We start from the raw sequence: 17,401 nt of genomic DNA on the forward strand, positions 1-17,401 counted from the left end.
CGTCTCTGCAGGAGCGGCGTCAGCCGCGACGAACGCAGCGGCAGACCTTCCGTCCGCAGATCCTGCCGGAGCCGAAGCCCCTCCCGCATGAAAAGCGCTTCAGCGCGTTGCATGCATGCAGGTTTATGGGAGCGACTCCGGGTGGCCTCGGGCCATCCGTCGCGACGAGAGGCCCGCGGAAAAGCCGTCGCATCGCGCTTCGCCGCATAAAAAAACGCCCCGCGAAGCGGGGCGTTCGATTGCGACAGACCAGCGGCAGCGCGATCAGCGCTGGCCGTCGGCCTTGTAGTCGCGCTTGTCGTAGCCGGTGTAGATCTGGCGCGGGCGGCCGATCTTCATTTCCGGATCGACCTGCTGCTCCAGCCAATGCGACACCCAACCCGCGGTGCGCGCGATGGCGAACATCACGGTGAACATCTCCACCGGAATGTTCAGCGCCTTGTAGATGATGCCCGAGTAGAAGTCGACGTTCGGGTACAGCTTGCGCTGCACGAAGTAGTCGTCCTTCAGCGCGGCCTCTTCCAGCTTCAGCGCCACTTCCAGCAGCGGATCGTTGACGCCCAGTTCGCCCAGCACCTTGTGGGTCATCTCGCGGATGATCTTGGCGCGCGGATCGAAGTTCTTGTAGACGCGGTGGCCGAAGCCCATCAGGCGGAAGCTCGAGTTCTTGTCCTTGGCCTTGGCCACGGCGCTCTCGACGTTGTCGGCGGTACCGATCTCTTCCAGCATCTTCAGCACGGCTTCGTTGGCGCCGCCATGCGCCGGGCCCCACAGCGCGGTGATGCCGGCGGCGACGGAGGCGTACGGATTGGCGCCGGTGGAACCGACCAGGCGCACGGTCGAGGTCGAGGCGTTCTGCTCGTGGTCGGCGTGCAGGATGAACAGCAGGTCCAGCGCCTTGGCCACGACCGGATTCATCTCCAGCTGCTCGCTCGGCACTTCGAACATCATGTGCAGGAAGCGGTCGACGTAGCCGAGGTTGTTGCGCGGGTAGCGGATCGGCCAGCCGATCGAATAGCGGTGCGCCGCGGCGGCGATCGTCGGCACCTTGGCGATCAGGCGGATCGCGGCCAGGCGCCGCTGTTCCGGATCGTTGAGGTCCAGCGTGTCGTGGTAGAACGCCGACAGCGAGGCCACGGTGCCGGCCATCATCGCCATCGGGTGCGCGTCGTGGCGGAAGCCGCCGAGGAAGTTCTTCAGCGACTCGTGCATCATCGTGTGATGCGTCACTTCGTGGTCGAACTTCTTGAATTCGTCGGCGGTCGGCAGCTCGCCGTTCATCAGCAGGTAGGCCACTTCGAGGAAGTTGGACTTCTCGGCCAGCTGCTCGATCGGGTAGCCGCGGTACAGCAGCACGCCGTTGTCGCCGTCGATGTAGGTGATCGCCGACTTGCAGCTGGCGGTCGCGGTGAAGCCCGAGTCGTAGGTGAACAGACCGGTTTCTTTGGTCAACTTGGAAATGTCGACGCAATCGTTGCCCAAGGTGGGTTTGAGTACCGGCAGAACGACCGACTTGTCGCCGGCATTCAGCGTGACCTGATCAAGATCGGACACAGTGTGCGCTCCTCAGTGGAAGGCGCCTGCCCGTACTTTGCGAACAGACGCGTGAAGGAAGTCCACGGCAATTACCACGGATCGCGTCATTATCGCACAGCAACATTTGAGTAGTCGCTCGTACTGAAGTCGTAGAGCGAGGGCTGGGCGGCGACACAGCGTTGCATCCTCGCCATCGCCAGGACGGGAGAATCTACGCCGGCATCACAGCCGGGAATCGATGCATCGGGGACGCCAAAAAAGAAGGCCGCGCAGGGCGCGGCCTTCTTTACCACTTCGACCGCTCGATCAGCGCGCGTAGCGCTTCTGGAACTTGTCGATGCGGCCGCTGGTGTCGATGACCTTGTGCTTGCCCGTATAGAACGGGTGCGAAGCCGAGGAAATTTCGACCTTGACCAGCGGATATTCTTCGCCGTCCTCCCACTTGACCTTGTCCTTCGAGGACATGGTCGAACGGGTCAGGATCTTGAAATCGGAGGTGACGTCGTGAAACACGACGTTGTGGTACTTGGGATGGATGTCGGCCTTCATGGGCTCGCACCGTAGGGGGCTGCTGGACAAGAGGGAAACTATAGCAACTCACCCGGCCTGCACGCAAGAACAACTTGCGCGGAATTCACGTCCGGCGACGCCAGGGCGCGGGCGCGGCGTCCCGGCCACGCCCTGCCGCACCGGGGCGGCCGCCCTGCCCCGCTCAGCCGGCGCCGACCGCCGCACGCGCCAATGCCTGGAAACGGGCCTGGTCGTAGCGGATCAGCATGGCCGCGTTGTCGGCCAGGCCCAGCTGGCGGTTCCAGTCGACCAGGGTGGCGCCGCGGCTGTGGACCCCGGCCAGCTCGACCTGCAGCGGCCGCGACTGCACCTCCAGCGCGCCCTCGGGCTGCAGCGCCCAGGCCATCGCCAGCGCATCGGCGGCATACCAGTGCTCGCCGCGCGAATCCTCCGACCACAGCCGGGTCTTGCGCGAGATCTCCTCGTAGAAGCGCGCCTTGTCGGCATCCGCGGCCAGCCACTGCTCGACCTCGCGGTGCGGCAGGCCATGGGCGACGGTGGCCTCCCAGTCGGCGACCTCGATATGCGGGAACCCGGAAAACACGATGTGCGCCGCTTCCGGGTCGAAGGCGATATTGAACTCGGCGGCCGGGGTGATGTTGCCGTGGCAGGTGATCGCCCCGCCCATCACCACGAAGCGGCGCACCCGCTGCGGCAGGGTCGGATCGAGCTTCAGCGCCAGCGCGATGTTGGTCAGCGGACCGAGCGCGACCAGCAGCAGCGAGCCGGCGTACCGGTGCGACAGGCGCAGGATCGCCAGGGCTGCGTGCTCGGACTCGGCGGCGCGCGCCGCCGGCGCCAGGCCGACATCGCCGAAACCGTCCAGGCCATGCACGTGGGCGGCGTCCACCGCCGGATGCAGCAACGGGTCGGCGCAGCCGGCGAACACCGGCACGTCCTCGCGCCCGGCCACTTCGCACAGCTTCAGCGCATTACGCACGGTGTGCTGCAGGCCGACGTTGCCGGCGGCGATGGTCAGGCCGACCACGTCGTGGCGATCGTCGGCGAAGGCCATCAGCAGGGCCAGGGCATCGTCCACGCCGGGATCGGTGTCGATCAACAGGGGAATCTTGTCGCTCATGCGTGATTCTTCGTCATTCCGTTCGGCCGCCGAGTCTGGCATTGCGGCGCGGCCGTGGAAAGCCGGGGCTTCCGCGGCCTGGGCGAATCCCCAATTCCCAATCCCCAATCCCAGCCGTGGCGCCAGCCACGGCTAAGCCCCCGCGAACCGCGCCGCGCCGCCCACCCAGCGCGCGACGATGCGATCGGCCAGGACCGGCGACTCGGCCAGCAGCCGTTCGGCCAGCGCATGCACCCGCGGCAGCAGGCCGGCGTCGCGTGCCAGGTCGGCGACGCGGAACGCGGCCAGGCCGGTCTGGCGGGTGCCGAGTAGTTCGCCGGGGCCGCGCAGCTCCAGGTCCTTCTCGGCGATGACGAAGCCGTCGTTGGTCTGGCGCATGGTCTGCAACCGCTGCCGCGCCATCGCCGACAGCGGCGCCTGGTACATCAGCACACAACTGGAGGCGGCCGCGCCGCGCCCGACCCGGCCGCGCAGCTGGTGCAGCTGCGCCAGACCCAGCCGCTCGGCGTTCTCGATGATCATCAGCGACGCGTTGGGCACGTCGACGCCGACCTCGATGACCGTGGTGGCGACCAGCAGGTCGATTTCGCCCTGCTTGAACGCACGCATCGCCGCCTGCTTCTCGGCGCCCTTCATGCGCCCGTGCACCAGCCCCACCTTCAGCTCCGGCAACTGCGCCGACAAGGCTTCGTAGGTGGCCTGCGCGGCGCTGGCGTCGATGCGGTTGCCCGCACCGGCGCCCTGCCCCGACTTGTCGCTGTCTTCGGTTTCGTCGATCAGCGTGCACACCCAGTACGCCTGGCGGCCTTCGGCGCAGGCCACGCGGATGCGCTGCACCAGCTCCGGGCGGCGCTCGGCGCTGAGCACGATGGTCTGCACCGGCGTGCGCCCGGGCGGCAGCTCGTCGATCGCCGACACGTCCAGGTCCGCGTACGCGGCCATCGCCAGCGTGCGCGGGATCGGGGTGGCGGTCATCACCAGCTGGTGCGGCACGCCGGCGCCGGTGGCGCCCTTGTCGCGCAACGCCAGGCGCTGGTGCACACCGAAGCGGTGCTGCTCGTCGACGATGGCCAGGGCCAGGTCGTGGAAGGCCACCGCAGCCTGCATCAGCGCATGCGTGCCGACCACCACCTGCGCCTCGCCCGAGGCGATCTGCGCCAGCACCGCGGCGCGCGCCTTGCCGGTGACCTTGCCGGCCAGCCAGGCGACGCGGATGCCCAGCGGCTCCAGCCAGGCGCGCAGGTTCGCCAGGTGCTGTTCGGCGAGCAGTTCGGTCGGCGCCGCCAGCGCCGCCTGCTTGCCCTTGTCCACCGCCAGCATCGCCGCCAGCGCCGCGACCACGGTCTTGCCGCTGCCGACGTCGCCCTGCACCAGGCGCAGCATGGGCGAGGGCTTTTCCAGGTCGGCGCGGATCTGCGCGAACACCCGCTGCTGCGCGCCGGTGAGCTGGAACGGCAGCGACTGCTGCAGGCGCTTGGCCAGCAGGCCACGCCCGCGCAGCGACGGCGAACGCTGCCGCTGCAGCGCGATGCGCTGGCGACGCAGGCTCAGGTGGTGCGCCAACAGCTCTTCCAGCGCCAACCGCTGTTGCGCCGGATGCAGGCCGGCGGCGAGCGCGCCCAGGTCGGCCTGCGGCGGCGGCCGGTGCGCGATCAGCAGCGCGCTGCGCAACGACGGCAGCTCCAGTTCGGCCAGCATCGCCGCCGGCAGCAGCTCCAGCGACGCTTCGTCGGGCAATCGGTCCAGCGCCTGCCCGATCAGCTTGCGCAGCGTCGCCGGGCCGATGCCTTCGACCGCCGGATACACCGGGTCCAGGCTGTCGTCCAGACCCGCGGCCGCGTCGCCGCCGAGGATCTGGTAACTCGGGTGCACGATCTCCAGGCCGTGCTGGCCAGGCTTGGGCGTGCCGAACGCGCGCAGCCGTGCGCCCACCGCGAACTGCGCCACCTGCGCGGCACGGAACTGGAAGAAGCGCAGCACCAGGGTGGCGCGCGAGTCGTCGGCGACCGCCACGCGCAGCATCGGCCGGTAGCGGAAACCGCGATCCACCGCCTCCACCCGCACTTCGACCTGCGCCGGGACGCCCGGCTGCAGCGCCGCCACCGGGGTCAGCCGGGTGCGGTCCTCATAGCGCAGCGGCAGGTGCAGCCACAGGTCCTGCAGGGTCAGCAGGCCGCGCGCGGCGAACTTCTCGGCGACCTTCGGGCCGACGCCCGGCAGCGCCGACAACGGCGCCTCGCCTGCCGCCGACAGCGCCGGCGCCGGAACCTGCACGCGCGGCACGGGCGAGGGTCAGTCGAGCACCATCACCGCATCGACCTCGAAGCCGACGCCCTTCGGCAGCGCGGACACTTCGACGGTGGAACGCGCGGGGAACGGCGCCTGGAAATAGTCCTGCATCACCGCATTGACCTGGGCGAACTGCGACAGGTCGGTCAGGTACAGGCCCAGCCGCACGATCCGGTCGAGCGAACCGCCGGCCGCCTCGGCCACCGCCTTGAGGTTGTCGAAGGCGCGGCGCGCCTGCGCGCCGACATCGCCGGGCACGACCTCGCCGGTCGCCGGATCCAGCGGGATCTGGCCGGAGAAATACACCGTGTTGCCGGCGCGCACCGCCTGCGAATACGGACCGATCGCGGCCGGCGCCTGCTCGGTGTGGATGATCTGGCGGGACATGGCGGCTCCAACGGAAATAGGGAATGGGTATTTTACTCGGGACTCGGGACTCGGGACTCGGGACTCGGGACTCGGGACTCGGGACGGCAGGATGCTGTCTCGAGGCATATCGCTGTCAAAAGACTTGAAGTACCGATTCTTTTGAGCAAGACGCCTCTTCCAGCCAGCGACAAACCGCCTTTCTGTAGGAGCGGCTTCAGCCGCAACGCTTTACCGGGAAGGCGTCGCGGCTGAAGCCGCTCCTACAGAAAAGCAAGACGCAGCGCACTTGCGACCATCCCCCGAGCCCCGAATCCCGGCTCCACTACTGCCTGCGCACACTCTGCACCGCGGTCAGCCGCCGCAACCGGCGCATCACTTCGGCCAGGTGGTTGCGGTCGCGTACCTGGATGTTGAAGCGCAACACGGCGGCGTTGAAGTCGCGATCCAGGTAGTCCACGCGCTCGATGTTGGACTGGCTCTGCGCGATCGCCGCGGCCAGTTGCGCCAGCACGCCGGTGCGGTTCTCCACGTCCACCACCAACGCGGTGTCGTAGTCGCCGATGACGCTGGTGTCCCAGCCGATCGGCACCCAGCGCTCCGGCGACTTGCGCAGTTCGGCCAGGTTCGGGCAATCCAGCCGGTGCACGACGATGCCCTTGCCGGCGGTGTGGTAGCCCATGATCTCGTCGCCGGGAATCGGCTGGCAGCAGTTGGCGAAGCTGACCACGCCGCGCTCGGTGCCATTGATCAGGATCTTTTCCTGCGAATGCTTGGACAGGCCGCCGCCGCGCAGTTCCGCATAGGCCATCAGCGCCTGCGCGGCCTGGTTCGGCATCCAGTTGCCCAGCGCGATGTCGGCCAGCAGCGCCTCCAGGCGCGGATAGCGGTGCTCGCTGAGGAACGAGTCCAGGCGCCCCTTCGGCAGCCGCTCCAGCGCGCTGTCCATCGCTTCCAGCGCGCGGTCGAGCATGCGGTGGCCGAGCTGCACCGCGTCCTCGTGCTCGAGCTGCTTGAGCTGATGGCGGATCGCGGTACGCGCCTTGCTGCTGACCACGAACTCCAGCCACTGCGGCTTGGGCGTGGCCGAACGCGCGGTGATCACTTCCACGGTCTGCCCGCTGACCAGCTTGGTGCGCAGCGGCACCAGCTTCTTGTCCACCCGCGAGGCCACCGCGCGGTTGCCGACGTCGGTATGCACCGCATAGGCGAAATCCAGCGCGGTGGAATTGCGCGGCAGCGCCAGGATCTTGCCCTTCGGCGTGAACAGGTAGACCTCGTCCGGGAACAGGTCGACCTTGACGTTGTCCAGGAATTCCAGCGACGAGCCGGCGGCGCGCTGCGATTCGATCAATTCGACGATCCACGCATGCGCGCGGCTCTGCGCGCTGTTGGGCGAATCGCCGCCGAACTTGTAGGTCCAGTGCGCGGCCACGCCGCGCTCGGCGATCAGGTCCATTTCCTCGGTGCGGATCTGCACTTCGATCGGCGAGCCGTAGGGGCCGAACAGCACCGTATGCAGCGACTGGTAGCCGTTGGCCTTGGGAATGGCGATGAAGTCGCGGAAGCGCGCGTCCAGCGGCTTGAACGTGGCGTGCACCGCGCCCAGCGCGTGGTAGCAGTCCGGCACCCCGCGCACCACCAGGCGGAAGCCGAACACGTCCATCACCTGGTCGAAGGATTTGTTCTCGTCGCGCATCTTGTTGTAGATGCTCCACGGGGTCTTGATCCGGCTGACCAGGCGGTGCTCCAGCCCCTCCTTGGCCAGCCGTTGCGACAGTTGCACCTCCACCTGCGCCATCGACTCGCGGCGCACCACCGGCTGGCTGCGGATGTGCTTTTCGATGATCGCGTGGCGCCACGGGTGCAGCGCACGGAAGCCGAGGTTCTGCAGCTCGGACTTCATCAGGCTCATGCCCAGGCGCTGCGCGATCGGCGCATAGATCTCCAGCGTCTCGCGGGCGATGCGGCTGCGCGCCTCGGCGCTCTGCGCGCCGAGCGTGCGCATGTTGTGCAGGCGGTCGGCGAGCTTGATCATGATCACGCGCAGGTCGCGCGACATCGCCAGCAACATCTTGCGGAAGCTCTCGGCCGCCGCTTCCTGGCGGTCGCGGAACTTAAGCTTGTCCAGCTTGGTGACGCCATCGACCAGTTCGGCGACCGCCTCGCCGAATTCGGCGGCCAGTTCGGCGCGGGTCAGCGGCGTGTCTTCGATGGTGTCGTGCAGGATCGCCGCGATCAGCGCCTCCACGTCCAGGCCGAGTTCGGCCAGCACGCCGGCCACCGCCACCGGATGGGTGATGTAGGGCTCGCCCGACTTGCGGGTCTGCCCGGCATGCGCGGCCGCGCCCACTTCCCACGCGCGCCGCAGCAGCGGAATCTGCTCGGCCGGCAGATAGCTGGCGCTGCGTTCGAGTTGCAGAACGTAGTCGGGGATCGCCTCGTTGGCCGGCGACGGCGCGGCGGTGGCGACCTGGGCAGAAGGGCCTGGGTTCATGCGCGAAGACTATGCCAGCGGCGCGAGGACGGCAAACCCGCAAAACGAAACAGCCCGCGGATGCGGGCTGTTCGGCAGACGCTCCGAGCGCGGGGACGCGATCAGTCGTCGTTCTTGGACATGTCTTCGTCGGCGACGACCTCGGCCGCGGCCCACTCCAGCGCTTCGCGCTCGGCACGCTCGCGCTCGGCCTTCTCGACTTCGTCGATCAGCGCGTTGTCGATCTTGCGCGCGGCGATCTCGCGCAGCGCCAGCACCGTCGGCTTGTCGGCCGATTCGGTGTTGTCGAGGGTGGCCTGCACGCCGTTGGCGAGCTGGCGGGCGCGCTTGGACGCCATCATGACCAGTTCGAAACGGTTGTTAACGACTTCCAGGCAATCTTCTACGGTGATGCGGGCCATGCGGGCTCCCGGCGGGCCGCTGGCGGCCACGCGCTCGAATGAGGGAAAGGGCGGCGATTGTAGGGCGCGGGCCGGCCGAAATCAACCGGCCATCATTCAGTTTCCTTTGGAATCAGCCAGTTGCCTGATCCTGATCGAGCAGCGCGGCGATCAGATCGGCATGCCGCTGCTGTTGCGGCAGGCGCCGCAGGCGGCTGGCGACGAAGATCGCGCACATCTCGTCCACCGCAGTGTCGAAGTCCTCGTTGACGATCACGTAGTCGAAGTCGGCGTAGTGCGACATCTCCTCGCGCGCCGCCGCCAGCCGCTGCGCGATCACCGCCTCGCTGTCCTGGCCGCGCTTGCGCATGCGCTGCTCCAGCGCCGCGCGCGACGGCGGCAGGATGAACACGCTGACCGCGTCGGGCACCTTGGCCCGCACCTGGCGCGCGCCCTGCCAGTCGATCTCCAGCAGCACGTCGTGGCCGGCGGCCAGCTGCGGCTCCACCGATTGCCGCGCGGTGCCCTTCCAGTCGCCGTGGACGCGGGCGTACTCGAAGAAGTCGCCGGCATCGATCATGCCCTGGAACTCGTCGGCGGACACGAAGTGGTAGTGCTCGGCATGGCGCTCGCCCGGCCGCGGCGCGCGCGAAGTGAACGAGATCGACAGCGCGATCTGCGGATCGCGCGCCAACGTGGCGTTGACGATGCTGCTCTTGCCGGCGCCGGAAGGCGCCGCAACGATATAGAGAGTGCCGCGCATCGCTCAGGTCTCGCCGTCGATTGAAGTCGGGCGGCGCACGATACCAGCCCCAGCCGCGACCGCAAGCGACCGGGCCTTGCAGCATCCGCCGGGCAATGCGTCGCCCGTTCGCCGCCCGCCCACAGCCTGAGGACTTAACGGCATGATCCTCAAGCGCTTTTCCACACGCGATTGCATGCACCGGCCTGCCGGTCGGGCCGCTGGCGGCTGCACGCGCGGGCAGAGCAAATCCCTGTGCGCGACGCAGCGGCGTAGCGGGACGCGCAAGCGACCGCGCCTCCGCACGGTGGCGCGTCCAGTTGCATGCGGCGGCGACAGGCCGCGGCCGAGCTTAATTGAGAATAAATCTCATCCGCACTACACTTCAGCTCTTCTTCCGTGGTCCTGGACGGATGCCATGTCCACTCCTCCCTCTTCCGCCACGCCTGTCTCGCTGGCGGACGAACTGGAAAGCAGCTACGCGGAACTGCATCGGTATGCGACGCGCAAGTACGCCGGCGCGGCGGGCGACATCGTGCACGATGCGTGGATCCGCCTGGCGTCGCGCGAACCCGGCCACCACAGCGTCCGCGACCCGCTCACCTATCTACGCCGCGTGGTCGACAACGTCGCGGTGGACCGGCAGCGGTTGACCGCATCGCGCAGCCGCTTTCTCGCCCCTGCGGACGCTGCGCAAGATGTTCCCAGCGCGGAGCCATCGCCCTACGCCGCGACCCTGGGCCAGCAGGAATACGCGGTCCTGCTGCAGGCGATCCGCGACCTGCCCGCGCAGGCGCGGCGGGTCTTCGTGCTGTTCCGCGGCCGCAACCTGAGCATGGCGCAGATCGCCGCACAGCTGGACATTTCCCCGCGCACCGTGGAAAAGCACATCGCCGTCGCGCTCGCCCACTGCCGGCGGCGGCTGCGGGAGGCCGGCCGGGACCTCTAGCGCGGCTACGGGATCGGCAGCGCTGGACCCGTCATGCTCATCAATGACCCGCGGATTCCCTTTGCCGCGGACGACAACCCCATTCCTTAGCGGATAGGCAGACGATGCCCGACACCCCCTCCGTCGACGACGACCTGTTCGACCAAGCCGTCCACTGGATCCTGCGCCTGGACGAAGCGCCCAGCGATGCGGACACCTTGCGGCAATACCGGGACTGGCTGGCCGTCGCCCCTGCGGCGCGCGCGCAAGCGGTGGTGGCGGCGCGCACGCTGCTGGGCATGCTGCAGCGCCCGGCCGCCGAGGTCGGCAACGAACTCGGCATCGATCCGTTGCAGCCCGCGCCATCGCCTTCTGCCGCGATCGCGGCGGCCGTACCGACGGTTGCGCAGCGGCGCTCGCACCGGCAGCGGCAGCGCTGGCAGGCGGTGGCCGCCGGGCTCGCCCTGGCGATCGGCGCCAGCACCTGGCTGGGCGCCGGCGGCCTGGACCGGTTGCGCAGCGATGCCTACACCGGGGTCGGCGCGATGCGGCGGCTGCAACTGCAGGACGGCAGCGTCGTCACCCTCAACACCGACAGCGCCATCGTCGTGCGCATGCACGAGGGCACCCGTTCGGTGCGGCTGCTGCGCGGCGAAGCCTTCTTCCAGGTCGCCCGCGATCCACGCCGCCCCTTCATCGTGGACAGCGCCGGCGGCAGCGCGCGCGTGCTGGGCACCGCGTTCAATGTCCATATCGAAGACGATACGAGCCAGGTCAGCGTGGCCGAAGGCCGCGTCGCCGTCCGCCCGCCCGCCGGGAAGACCGGCACGGTGCTCGTCGCCGGGCAACGCGCATGGCTGGCAGGCAACAGCGTGCGCCGCGAAACCGCCGTCGATCCGCTCGCGGTGGCCGCATGGCGGCGGCAGCAACTGGTCTTCTACAACACGCCGCTGTCGCAGGTGATCCGCGAGCTCTCGCGCTACCGCCACGGCTTCATCCAGCTGCGTGGCGACATCGGCGCACTGCCGGTCTCCGGCGCGTTCAACATCGCCGACCCGGACGCCGGCCTGCAGGTGCTGCTGGACAGCCTGCGGCTCGACGCGGTGCACCTGGGATGGGCGACCTTCGTGTACCGGCCGTCGCCGCAGACGAGCTCAATTAAATGAATAAAACATAAACAGAACGGGGCGATGTGGCACGTCGTCCGCGGATGGACTGGGTAGTCAGAGCACGCCGAACCCGTGTTACCGACAAGAACGTAATGATTTTCGTTCGCATCAAATACCTTCCTCCCGATACCCGACTCCATGTCCATCGCCACCGCCGCCTTGCGCAAGGGCCGCTCGCCTGCCTGCCGCACCCTGCTCTCCAGCGCCCTCGCGTCCACCCTGCTCGGCATCTCCACCATTGCGCATGCGCAGTCGCCGATCCCCACGGCGGACGCACAACAAGCGCGCTACGCCATCGACCTGGACGCCCAGCCGCTGCCCGACGCGCTGGTGAAACTGTCCGCACAGACCGGATTGCAGGTGCTGTACAGCCGGCAGGAACCCTACGGCCTCGTCGCTCCCGCAGTGAAGGGCGACTACAGCGCCGAGCAGGCGCTGCAGCGGCTGCTGCAGGGCAGCGGCCTGGTCCCGCGGCGGACCGGTGCCAATGCGGTCACCCTGGAGACCGCGGCGCACGACCCGGCCCAGGCCGAACGCGAGTCTGCGATCGTCACCGACACGTTGAACGTGGCCGGGGCCGCCCGCGGCACCGCCACCGGCAGCGCGCGCGATGCGCAGGGCTACGACGACGTCTACGACCTGGACGTGTCGAGCGCCTACATCGGTCGCAGCGAAGTCGAACGCTACAAGGGCGCCACGCCATCGGACCTGCTCAACGGCATCGCCGGCGTGTTCAGCGGCGACGCCCGCAATAGCGGCGCGCTGGACATCAACATCCGCGGCATCCAGGGTCCCGGCCGCGTGCCGGTGACGATCGACGGCACCGAGCAGGCGCTGACGGTCTGGCGCGGCTACAACGGCGCCAGCAACCGCAACTACATCGACCCGTTCCTGATCGGCGGCATCCAGATCCTCAAGGGCCCGTCGCTGACCCGCAACGTCACCACCGGCGTCGGCGGTGCGATGGTCATCGACACCCTGGACGTGGACGACGTCGTCGCGCCGGGTCAGCGCTTCGGCGGCGAGTTCAAGCTCGAAGGCAGCAGCAACGCGACCTCGCCGCGGCTGCCGACCCTACACACCGGCGAGGACTACCGCACGGTGGAAGGCTTTCCGCAGGACACGCCGGCCATTCCGTATGCGGACCAGACGCTGCGGGTCACGCCCAGGACCGGCGGCGGCGGCTACAACGTCTTCGCCGGCGAGGACTACGCCTACCGGATGGCCCTGGGCTGGCGCCCGAGCGACCGGCTCGACCTGCTGGCCGCCTATGCCTACCGCGAACGCGGCAACTACTACGCCGGCAAGCGCAACACCGGCTACTACAGCGACGAACGCAGTTCCTATGCCGAGGACTACATCACCTCGATGGCGAACTACTGGAAACCCGGCAACGAGGTGACCAACACGTCCAGCCGGATGGAATCGTGGCTGTTCAAGGCCACCTGGCGCATCGACGACGCGCAGGCGCTGCAACTGGGCTACCGCGACAGCCTGTCCCACTACGGCGAGATCATGCCCTCGCGGATCATGAACTCGCAGGACCGCGGCGCGATCCAGTGGCCGCTGAGCCGGGTCGACGCCAAGGCCTACAACCTGGAATACAAATGGCGGCCCGAGGACAGCCGCTGGATCGACCTGTACGCCAACCTGTGGCGTACCGACACGGCCAGCGACACCTACACCGCCGGCGGCTTCCCCAACTTCGCCCAGGGCGATCCGCAGTGGGGCTACGACCCCACGCTCAAGAACACCGCGCTGGCCAACGCCAGCAACACGCGCAACGGCATCACCCTCAGCAACAAGATCCGCTTCAGCGACACGCTGGACCTGACCCTGGGCGGCAGTTGGCAGCGCGAGAAGCTGCGCTCGGACGATGCCTACTTCGGCACCAGCGACGGCTGGCGCATGTACCCGCGCGCCGGACGCCGCCAGGAATGGCAGGCGAACTTCAATGTCGAATGGCGGCCGCTCGATGTCCTGACCGTGGGTGCAGGCGCGCGCTACACCTCGTATTGGGCCTACGACGATTTCCTCGCCGCCCACCTGGGGCAGATACAGGCGAGCGCGACGACCGGATACAACGTCGAATACGCCACCACGCAGGCCTATACCCAGCAGGAACGCGAGGCGATGGCCGGCGAGAACCTGGAGGTCTACAAGATGCTGCTGGACCTGGGCGCGATCACCCAGGACATCTACGACCAACTCGCCAACGAGCTGCTGGCCGCGGTGCCGACCAGCTATACGGTGAACCACAGCGTGCCCTGGGAAGCGGACGCCGACGGCAACTACAGCAAGTCCGGCAACGCCTGCCTCAACGGCACGCTGGACGGGGTCGCGAACGTCGTCGATGGACTGTGCCGGGCCACCGCGGTCGGCACCAGCTACGTCGCGCAGGCGAGCAAGCACAAGGACCACGGCTGGGTGCCGTTCTTCTCGGCCACGCTCGACTTCGGCGACCACAGCCGCGCCTATCTGCGCTACGCCGAGACGGTGCGCTATCCGAGCATGTTCGAGAGCACGCTGGCCTTCTCCGCTTCGATCAATCCCTGGGGACTGAAGCCCGAACACGCCTACAACTGGGAGCTGGCCTACGTCCACGACCTAGGCCACCTGCTGGGGCCAGACGCGACCGCCGACGTCAAGCTCGCCTACTACGTCAACAAGACCCGCGACGTGATCGAGCGCGATCCGCGCTTCAAGTTCGACAACGTCGACAAGCAGACCATCCGCGGCCTGGAATTGCAGGCCCGCTACGACGGCGGCCGCCTGTTCACCGACCTGGGGGTGAACTACAGCCTGGAGAACCAGGTCTGCGACGAAAGCACCGCGGCCATCCTGAGCACCAGCAATGGCTATGCGCTCGGCAGCCAGGCCGTGCCGACCTGCGTGGACTACGGTTTCGTCGGCGGTTACCTGCTGACCCAGGCCGCGCCGGAGCTGTCGGCGACCTGGTCGCTGGGCGGGCGTTTCCTCGACCGACGCCTGGAGATCGGCGGGCGCGCCAGCTACTTCAGGCAATACGAGAACCCCGACCTGGACTGGTACCGCGCGCACTCGATCCAAAGCGGCGGCGGGCGCCTGGTCTACAACTTCAACGTGCCGTTCTCCTGGGGCACGACCCTGATCTTCGACGCCTACGCCAGCTACAAGCTGCGCGAGAACCTGAGCGTGGAGCTGACCGGCACCAACCTGACCGACCAGTACTACGTCGACCCGGCCACGCGCTCGGCGGTGGCCGCACCCGGCAGGACCCTGAAACTCAGCCTGTCCGCGCGCTTCTGAGCGCGGCAGCGGCTGGCGAGCTTGGAGAAGTGACCGTAAAGGACAGGACGTCCGCACCAACGCAGTACCTCAATCCGCAAAAGGAGATTGGCAATATGAAGACGCAACGCACACTGTCCGTGTTCGCGCTGTCCGTGCTCGCCGTGGCCACCATCGGCGCCAGCCAGGCGGCGAATTTCAAGGGCGCCTCGAGCAACACCGGCAACGTCCAGGTCGGCGAATCCGACGTCAACGGCGGCCCGCACAGCAGCGGCAAGGCAGGCATTTCCGTCAACTCGACCGGTCTGGGCAACGAAGTCGATTTCCAGGGACTCACCGCCTACAGCGTCAAGACCAACAGCGCGGTGGACTGGAACAAGGACGGCAGCAGCGACGGCACCAAGCTCGTGCACAAGCTCAACTTCCCGTATACCGGCGCGCCGGACAGCCACGACAATCTGGGCGTGTTCGTGTTCGCCCAGGTCGGCGCGCAGGACGTGTGGTTCGGCGAATGGTCCGCGTACGGCACCAGCGGCGACAGCACCCGCACCGTCTACTACATCGGCGACAACGGCGACACCACGGTGCCCACCACCGGCTCGGCCACCTACAACGTGGTCGGCATCAACAACTACAACGCCGCGGCCAACGGTGGCAACGGCAACCTGCTGTCGGGCGTGTTTACCGCCAACTTCGGCAGCGGCACGCTGACCGGCAGCATCGCCAACAGCAGCAGCGGCTACACGGTGAACATCGGCTCGGCCACCATCAACAGCAATGCCAGCATTTCCGGCAGCACCGCGCTGGCGACGCAATCGGGCAGCCTGGTGGCCTCCGGCGGCGCGGTGTCCGGCCAGTTCTACAGCGGCCAGACCGCCCTGGCCGGCATCGTCAACTTCAGCGGCACCCAGTACGACACCGCCTTCGGCGGCACCAAGAACTGAGCATGACGCGCTGAGCGTTCGCTCTGCGCCGTTCCGTCGATGATCCGGGCAGGACAAGCCAAGGCCAAGCCAGTCCTGCCCACCACCACCTGGCCTATCGATTCGATGCACCCCATGTCTCCTGCGCGGCCTGCGCTGCTCGCCGCCCTGCTCCTCCTGGCAGCGTCGCTGCCGGCGTTTCCCGTCGCCGCACAGGAACGCGACGATACCCGCCGCATGCTCGACCAGAGCGTGGAGCGGCATGCGTTGCAGCGCGAACGCGAGCTGCTCAAGGACGAACTCGACGACGATGGGCCGCGTCCGACGCTGGACATCGAGGGCAAGTCCTACACCGTCGAGCGCAGCGCCAGCGACCTCGGCCGCGCGCTGTACCTGTCCATCCAGCAAAAGCGGTGGGACGCGGCGCAACGCTTCCTGGCCGAGTACCTGACCCTGGCCGACCACGACCCGCTGCTGCTGCACTACGCGCAGGGCGCACTGGCGCGGCGCGATGGCCGCTATGCGGACGCCGAGCGCCACTACCGTGCGCTGCTCGCGCTCAAGCCCGATTTCCTGCCCGGCCGCCTGGAGCTGGCCCGCGTGTTGTTCGAGGACCAGCAGGACCGCGAGGCGGGCGAGCTGTTCGACGCCATCGCCGCCGCCGTCGATGCCGGCGACCCCAGGACCGCCGGGGTGCGCAAGAGCGTGCAAGCGTTCCAGCGCGCGCTGGCCAGCCGCCGCGCATGGAGCGGCGCGTTCGCGTTCGGCCCGACCTGGAACGACAACCTCAACCGCAGCTCCGCCAGCCGCACCTGCCTGCTCGCCGACAGCAGCGGCTTCTGCTACATCGACCGGCAACTGCCGGCCGCGATCGGCGCCGGCGGGGTGGACTACGACGCCAGCCTCGACAAGCGCCTGCCGCTGCGCGGCCATCACGGCCTGTATCTGCGCTCGCTGCTGTTCGGCAACGGCTACCGCGGCCACAGCGCCTACAACGAACTGACCACGACCACCCAGGCCGGCTACAGCTACCGCAGCGGCCGCCATGGCATTTCGCTGGCGCCGTCGTTCGAGTACTACGCCTGGGGCAACGACGCGCTGTACGCGGCCTGGGGCGTGCACGGGGAATGGAACTGGACGCTGTCGCCCAGTTCGCTGCTGAAGCTGGAAGCCGACTACAAGGACATGCGCTACCGGCGCCAGGACTATGCGCGCAACTACGACGGCGGCCTGCGTTCGGCCTACGCCACCTATTTCCGCAGCCTGGGCCCGCGCTGGACCGTGTTCGGCGGCATCGATGTGGTGGCCAGCGATGCGCGGCAGGCCGCGAACGGCTACCTGCAGCGCGGCGCGCGGCTGGGTGCCTCCCTGCAATGGCCGGCCGGTTTCGTCGGCAGCGCGTTCGCCTCGTACCGGCGCCGCGACTACGACGCTTACAGCGCCGTGCTCGGCGCGCGCCGCCGCGACGACGAGCAGAACTACACCGTCGTGCTGAAGGCGCCGCGCCTGGCCTTCGCCGGCTTCACGCCCCTGCTCATCCTGCGCCACAACCGCGTGCACAGCAACGTGGACTGGCTGTACGGCTACGACAAGAACGCGATCAGCCTGAAGCTGGAGCGGGTGTTCTGAGTCCGGATCGCCTGCCTCCGCCCC

13 protein-coding genes are annotated in these 17,401 nt (G+C 68.2%); 5 read left to right on the forward strand and 8 right to left on the reverse strand.

Annotated features, from left to right (window positions below; genetic code table 11):
- Positions 1-264: 264 nt before the first annotated feature.
- From JR064_RS08840 to gmk, 8 genes are all read right to left on the reverse strand, one after another.
- Positions 265-1,554 carry a citrate synthase gene (locus JR064_RS08840; RefSeq protein ID WP_179566925.1) on the reverse strand — a complete coding sequence of 430 codons (1,290 nt, stop codon included), beginning with the start codon at positions 1,552-1,554 and terminating at the stop codon, positions 265-267.
- A 288-nt stretch (positions 1,555-1,842) separates the two neighbouring features.
- The gene (locus JR064_RS08845) at positions 1,843-2,085 is read right to left on the reverse strand and encodes a type B 50S ribosomal protein L31 (protein ID WP_046977672.1); all 243 of its coding nucleotides are present in this window, start codon (positions 2,083-2,085) and stop codon (positions 1,843-1,845) included.
- A gap of 163 nt (positions 2,086-2,248) precedes the next feature.
- Positions 2,249-3,187 carry a nucleoside hydrolase gene (locus tag JR064_RS08850; RefSeq protein WP_179566927.1) on the reverse strand — a complete coding sequence of 313 codons (939 nt, stop codon included), beginning with the start codon at positions 3,185-3,187 and terminating at the stop codon, positions 2,249-2,251.
- Positions 3,188-3,319: 132 nt separating this feature from the next.
- The gene (gene recG / locus JR064_RS08855) at positions 3,320-5,470 is read right to left on the reverse strand and encodes an ATP-dependent DNA helicase RecG (RefSeq protein WP_206229475.1); all 2,151 of its coding nucleotides are present in this window, start codon (positions 5,468-5,470) and stop codon (positions 3,320-3,322) included.
- Between the two features lie 9 nt (positions 5,471-5,479).
- On the reverse strand, positions 5,480-5,863 hold the full coding sequence (locus tag JR064_RS08860) for a RidA family protein (RefSeq protein WP_053842173.1): 384 nt from the start codon (positions 5,861-5,863) through the stop codon (positions 5,480-5,482).
- 304 nt (positions 5,864-6,167) lie between these two features.
- A complete protein-coding gene (locus JR064_RS08865) occupies positions 6,168-8,339 on the reverse strand; it encodes a RelA/SpoT family protein (RefSeq protein ID WP_179566931.1) in 2,172 nt (723 codons plus the stop codon).
- 101 nt (positions 8,340-8,440) lie between these two features.
- Positions 8,441-8,740 (reverse strand): DNA-directed RNA polymerase subunit omega, encoded by a 300-nt coding sequence (rpoZ, locus tag JR064_RS08870; RefSeq protein ID WP_010343101.1) that lies wholly within the window; start codon positions 8,738-8,740, stop codon positions 8,441-8,443.
- Between the two features lie 112 nt (positions 8,741-8,852).
- The gene (gene gmk, locus JR064_RS08875; RefSeq protein ID WP_179566932.1) at positions 8,853-9,482 is read right to left on the reverse strand and encodes a guanylate kinase; all 630 of its coding nucleotides are present in this window, start codon (positions 9,480-9,482) and stop codon (positions 8,853-8,855) included.
- A 142-nt stretch (positions 9,483-9,624) separates the two neighbouring features.
- On the opposite strand from gmk, the gene JR064_RS08880 reads away from it, so the two are divergent.
- From JR064_RS08880 to JR064_RS08900, 5 genes are all read left to right on the forward strand, one after another.
- A complete protein-coding gene (locus JR064_RS08880; protein ID WP_241092937.1) occupies positions 9,625-10,410 on the forward strand; it encodes an RNA polymerase sigma factor in 786 nt (261 codons plus the stop codon).
- Positions 10,411-10,514: 104 nt separating this feature from the next.
- Positions 10,515-11,555 (forward strand): FecR family protein, encoded by a 1,041-nt coding sequence (locus tag JR064_RS08885; RefSeq protein ID WP_206229476.1) that lies wholly within the window; start codon positions 10,515-10,517, stop codon positions 11,553-11,555.
- A gap of 141 nt (positions 11,556-11,696) precedes the next feature.
- Positions 11,697-14,846: a TonB-dependent receptor gene (locus JR064_RS08890; RefSeq protein WP_206229477.1), complete on the forward strand. Its 3,150-nt coding sequence runs from the start codon at positions 11,697-11,699 to the stop codon at positions 14,844-14,846.
- Positions 14,847-14,941: 95 nt separating this feature from the next.
- A complete protein-coding gene (locus JR064_RS08895) occupies positions 14,942-15,769 on the forward strand; it encodes a Slam-dependent surface lipoprotein (RefSeq protein ID WP_191824482.1) in 828 nt (275 codons plus the stop codon).
- A 114-nt stretch (positions 15,770-15,883) separates the two neighbouring features.
- Positions 15,884-17,377 (forward strand): surface lipoprotein assembly modifier, encoded by a 1,494-nt coding sequence (locus JR064_RS08900; RefSeq protein ID WP_206229478.1) that lies wholly within the window; start codon positions 15,884-15,886, stop codon positions 17,375-17,377.
- Positions 17,378-17,401 lie beyond the last annotated feature (24 nt).

The sequence above is a fragment of the Xanthomonas bonasiae genome (assembly GCF_017163705.1).
In the GTDB taxonomy this organism is placed as follows: Bacteria; Pseudomonadota; Gammaproteobacteria; order Xanthomonadales; family Xanthomonadaceae; genus Xanthomonas_A; species Xanthomonas_A bonasiae.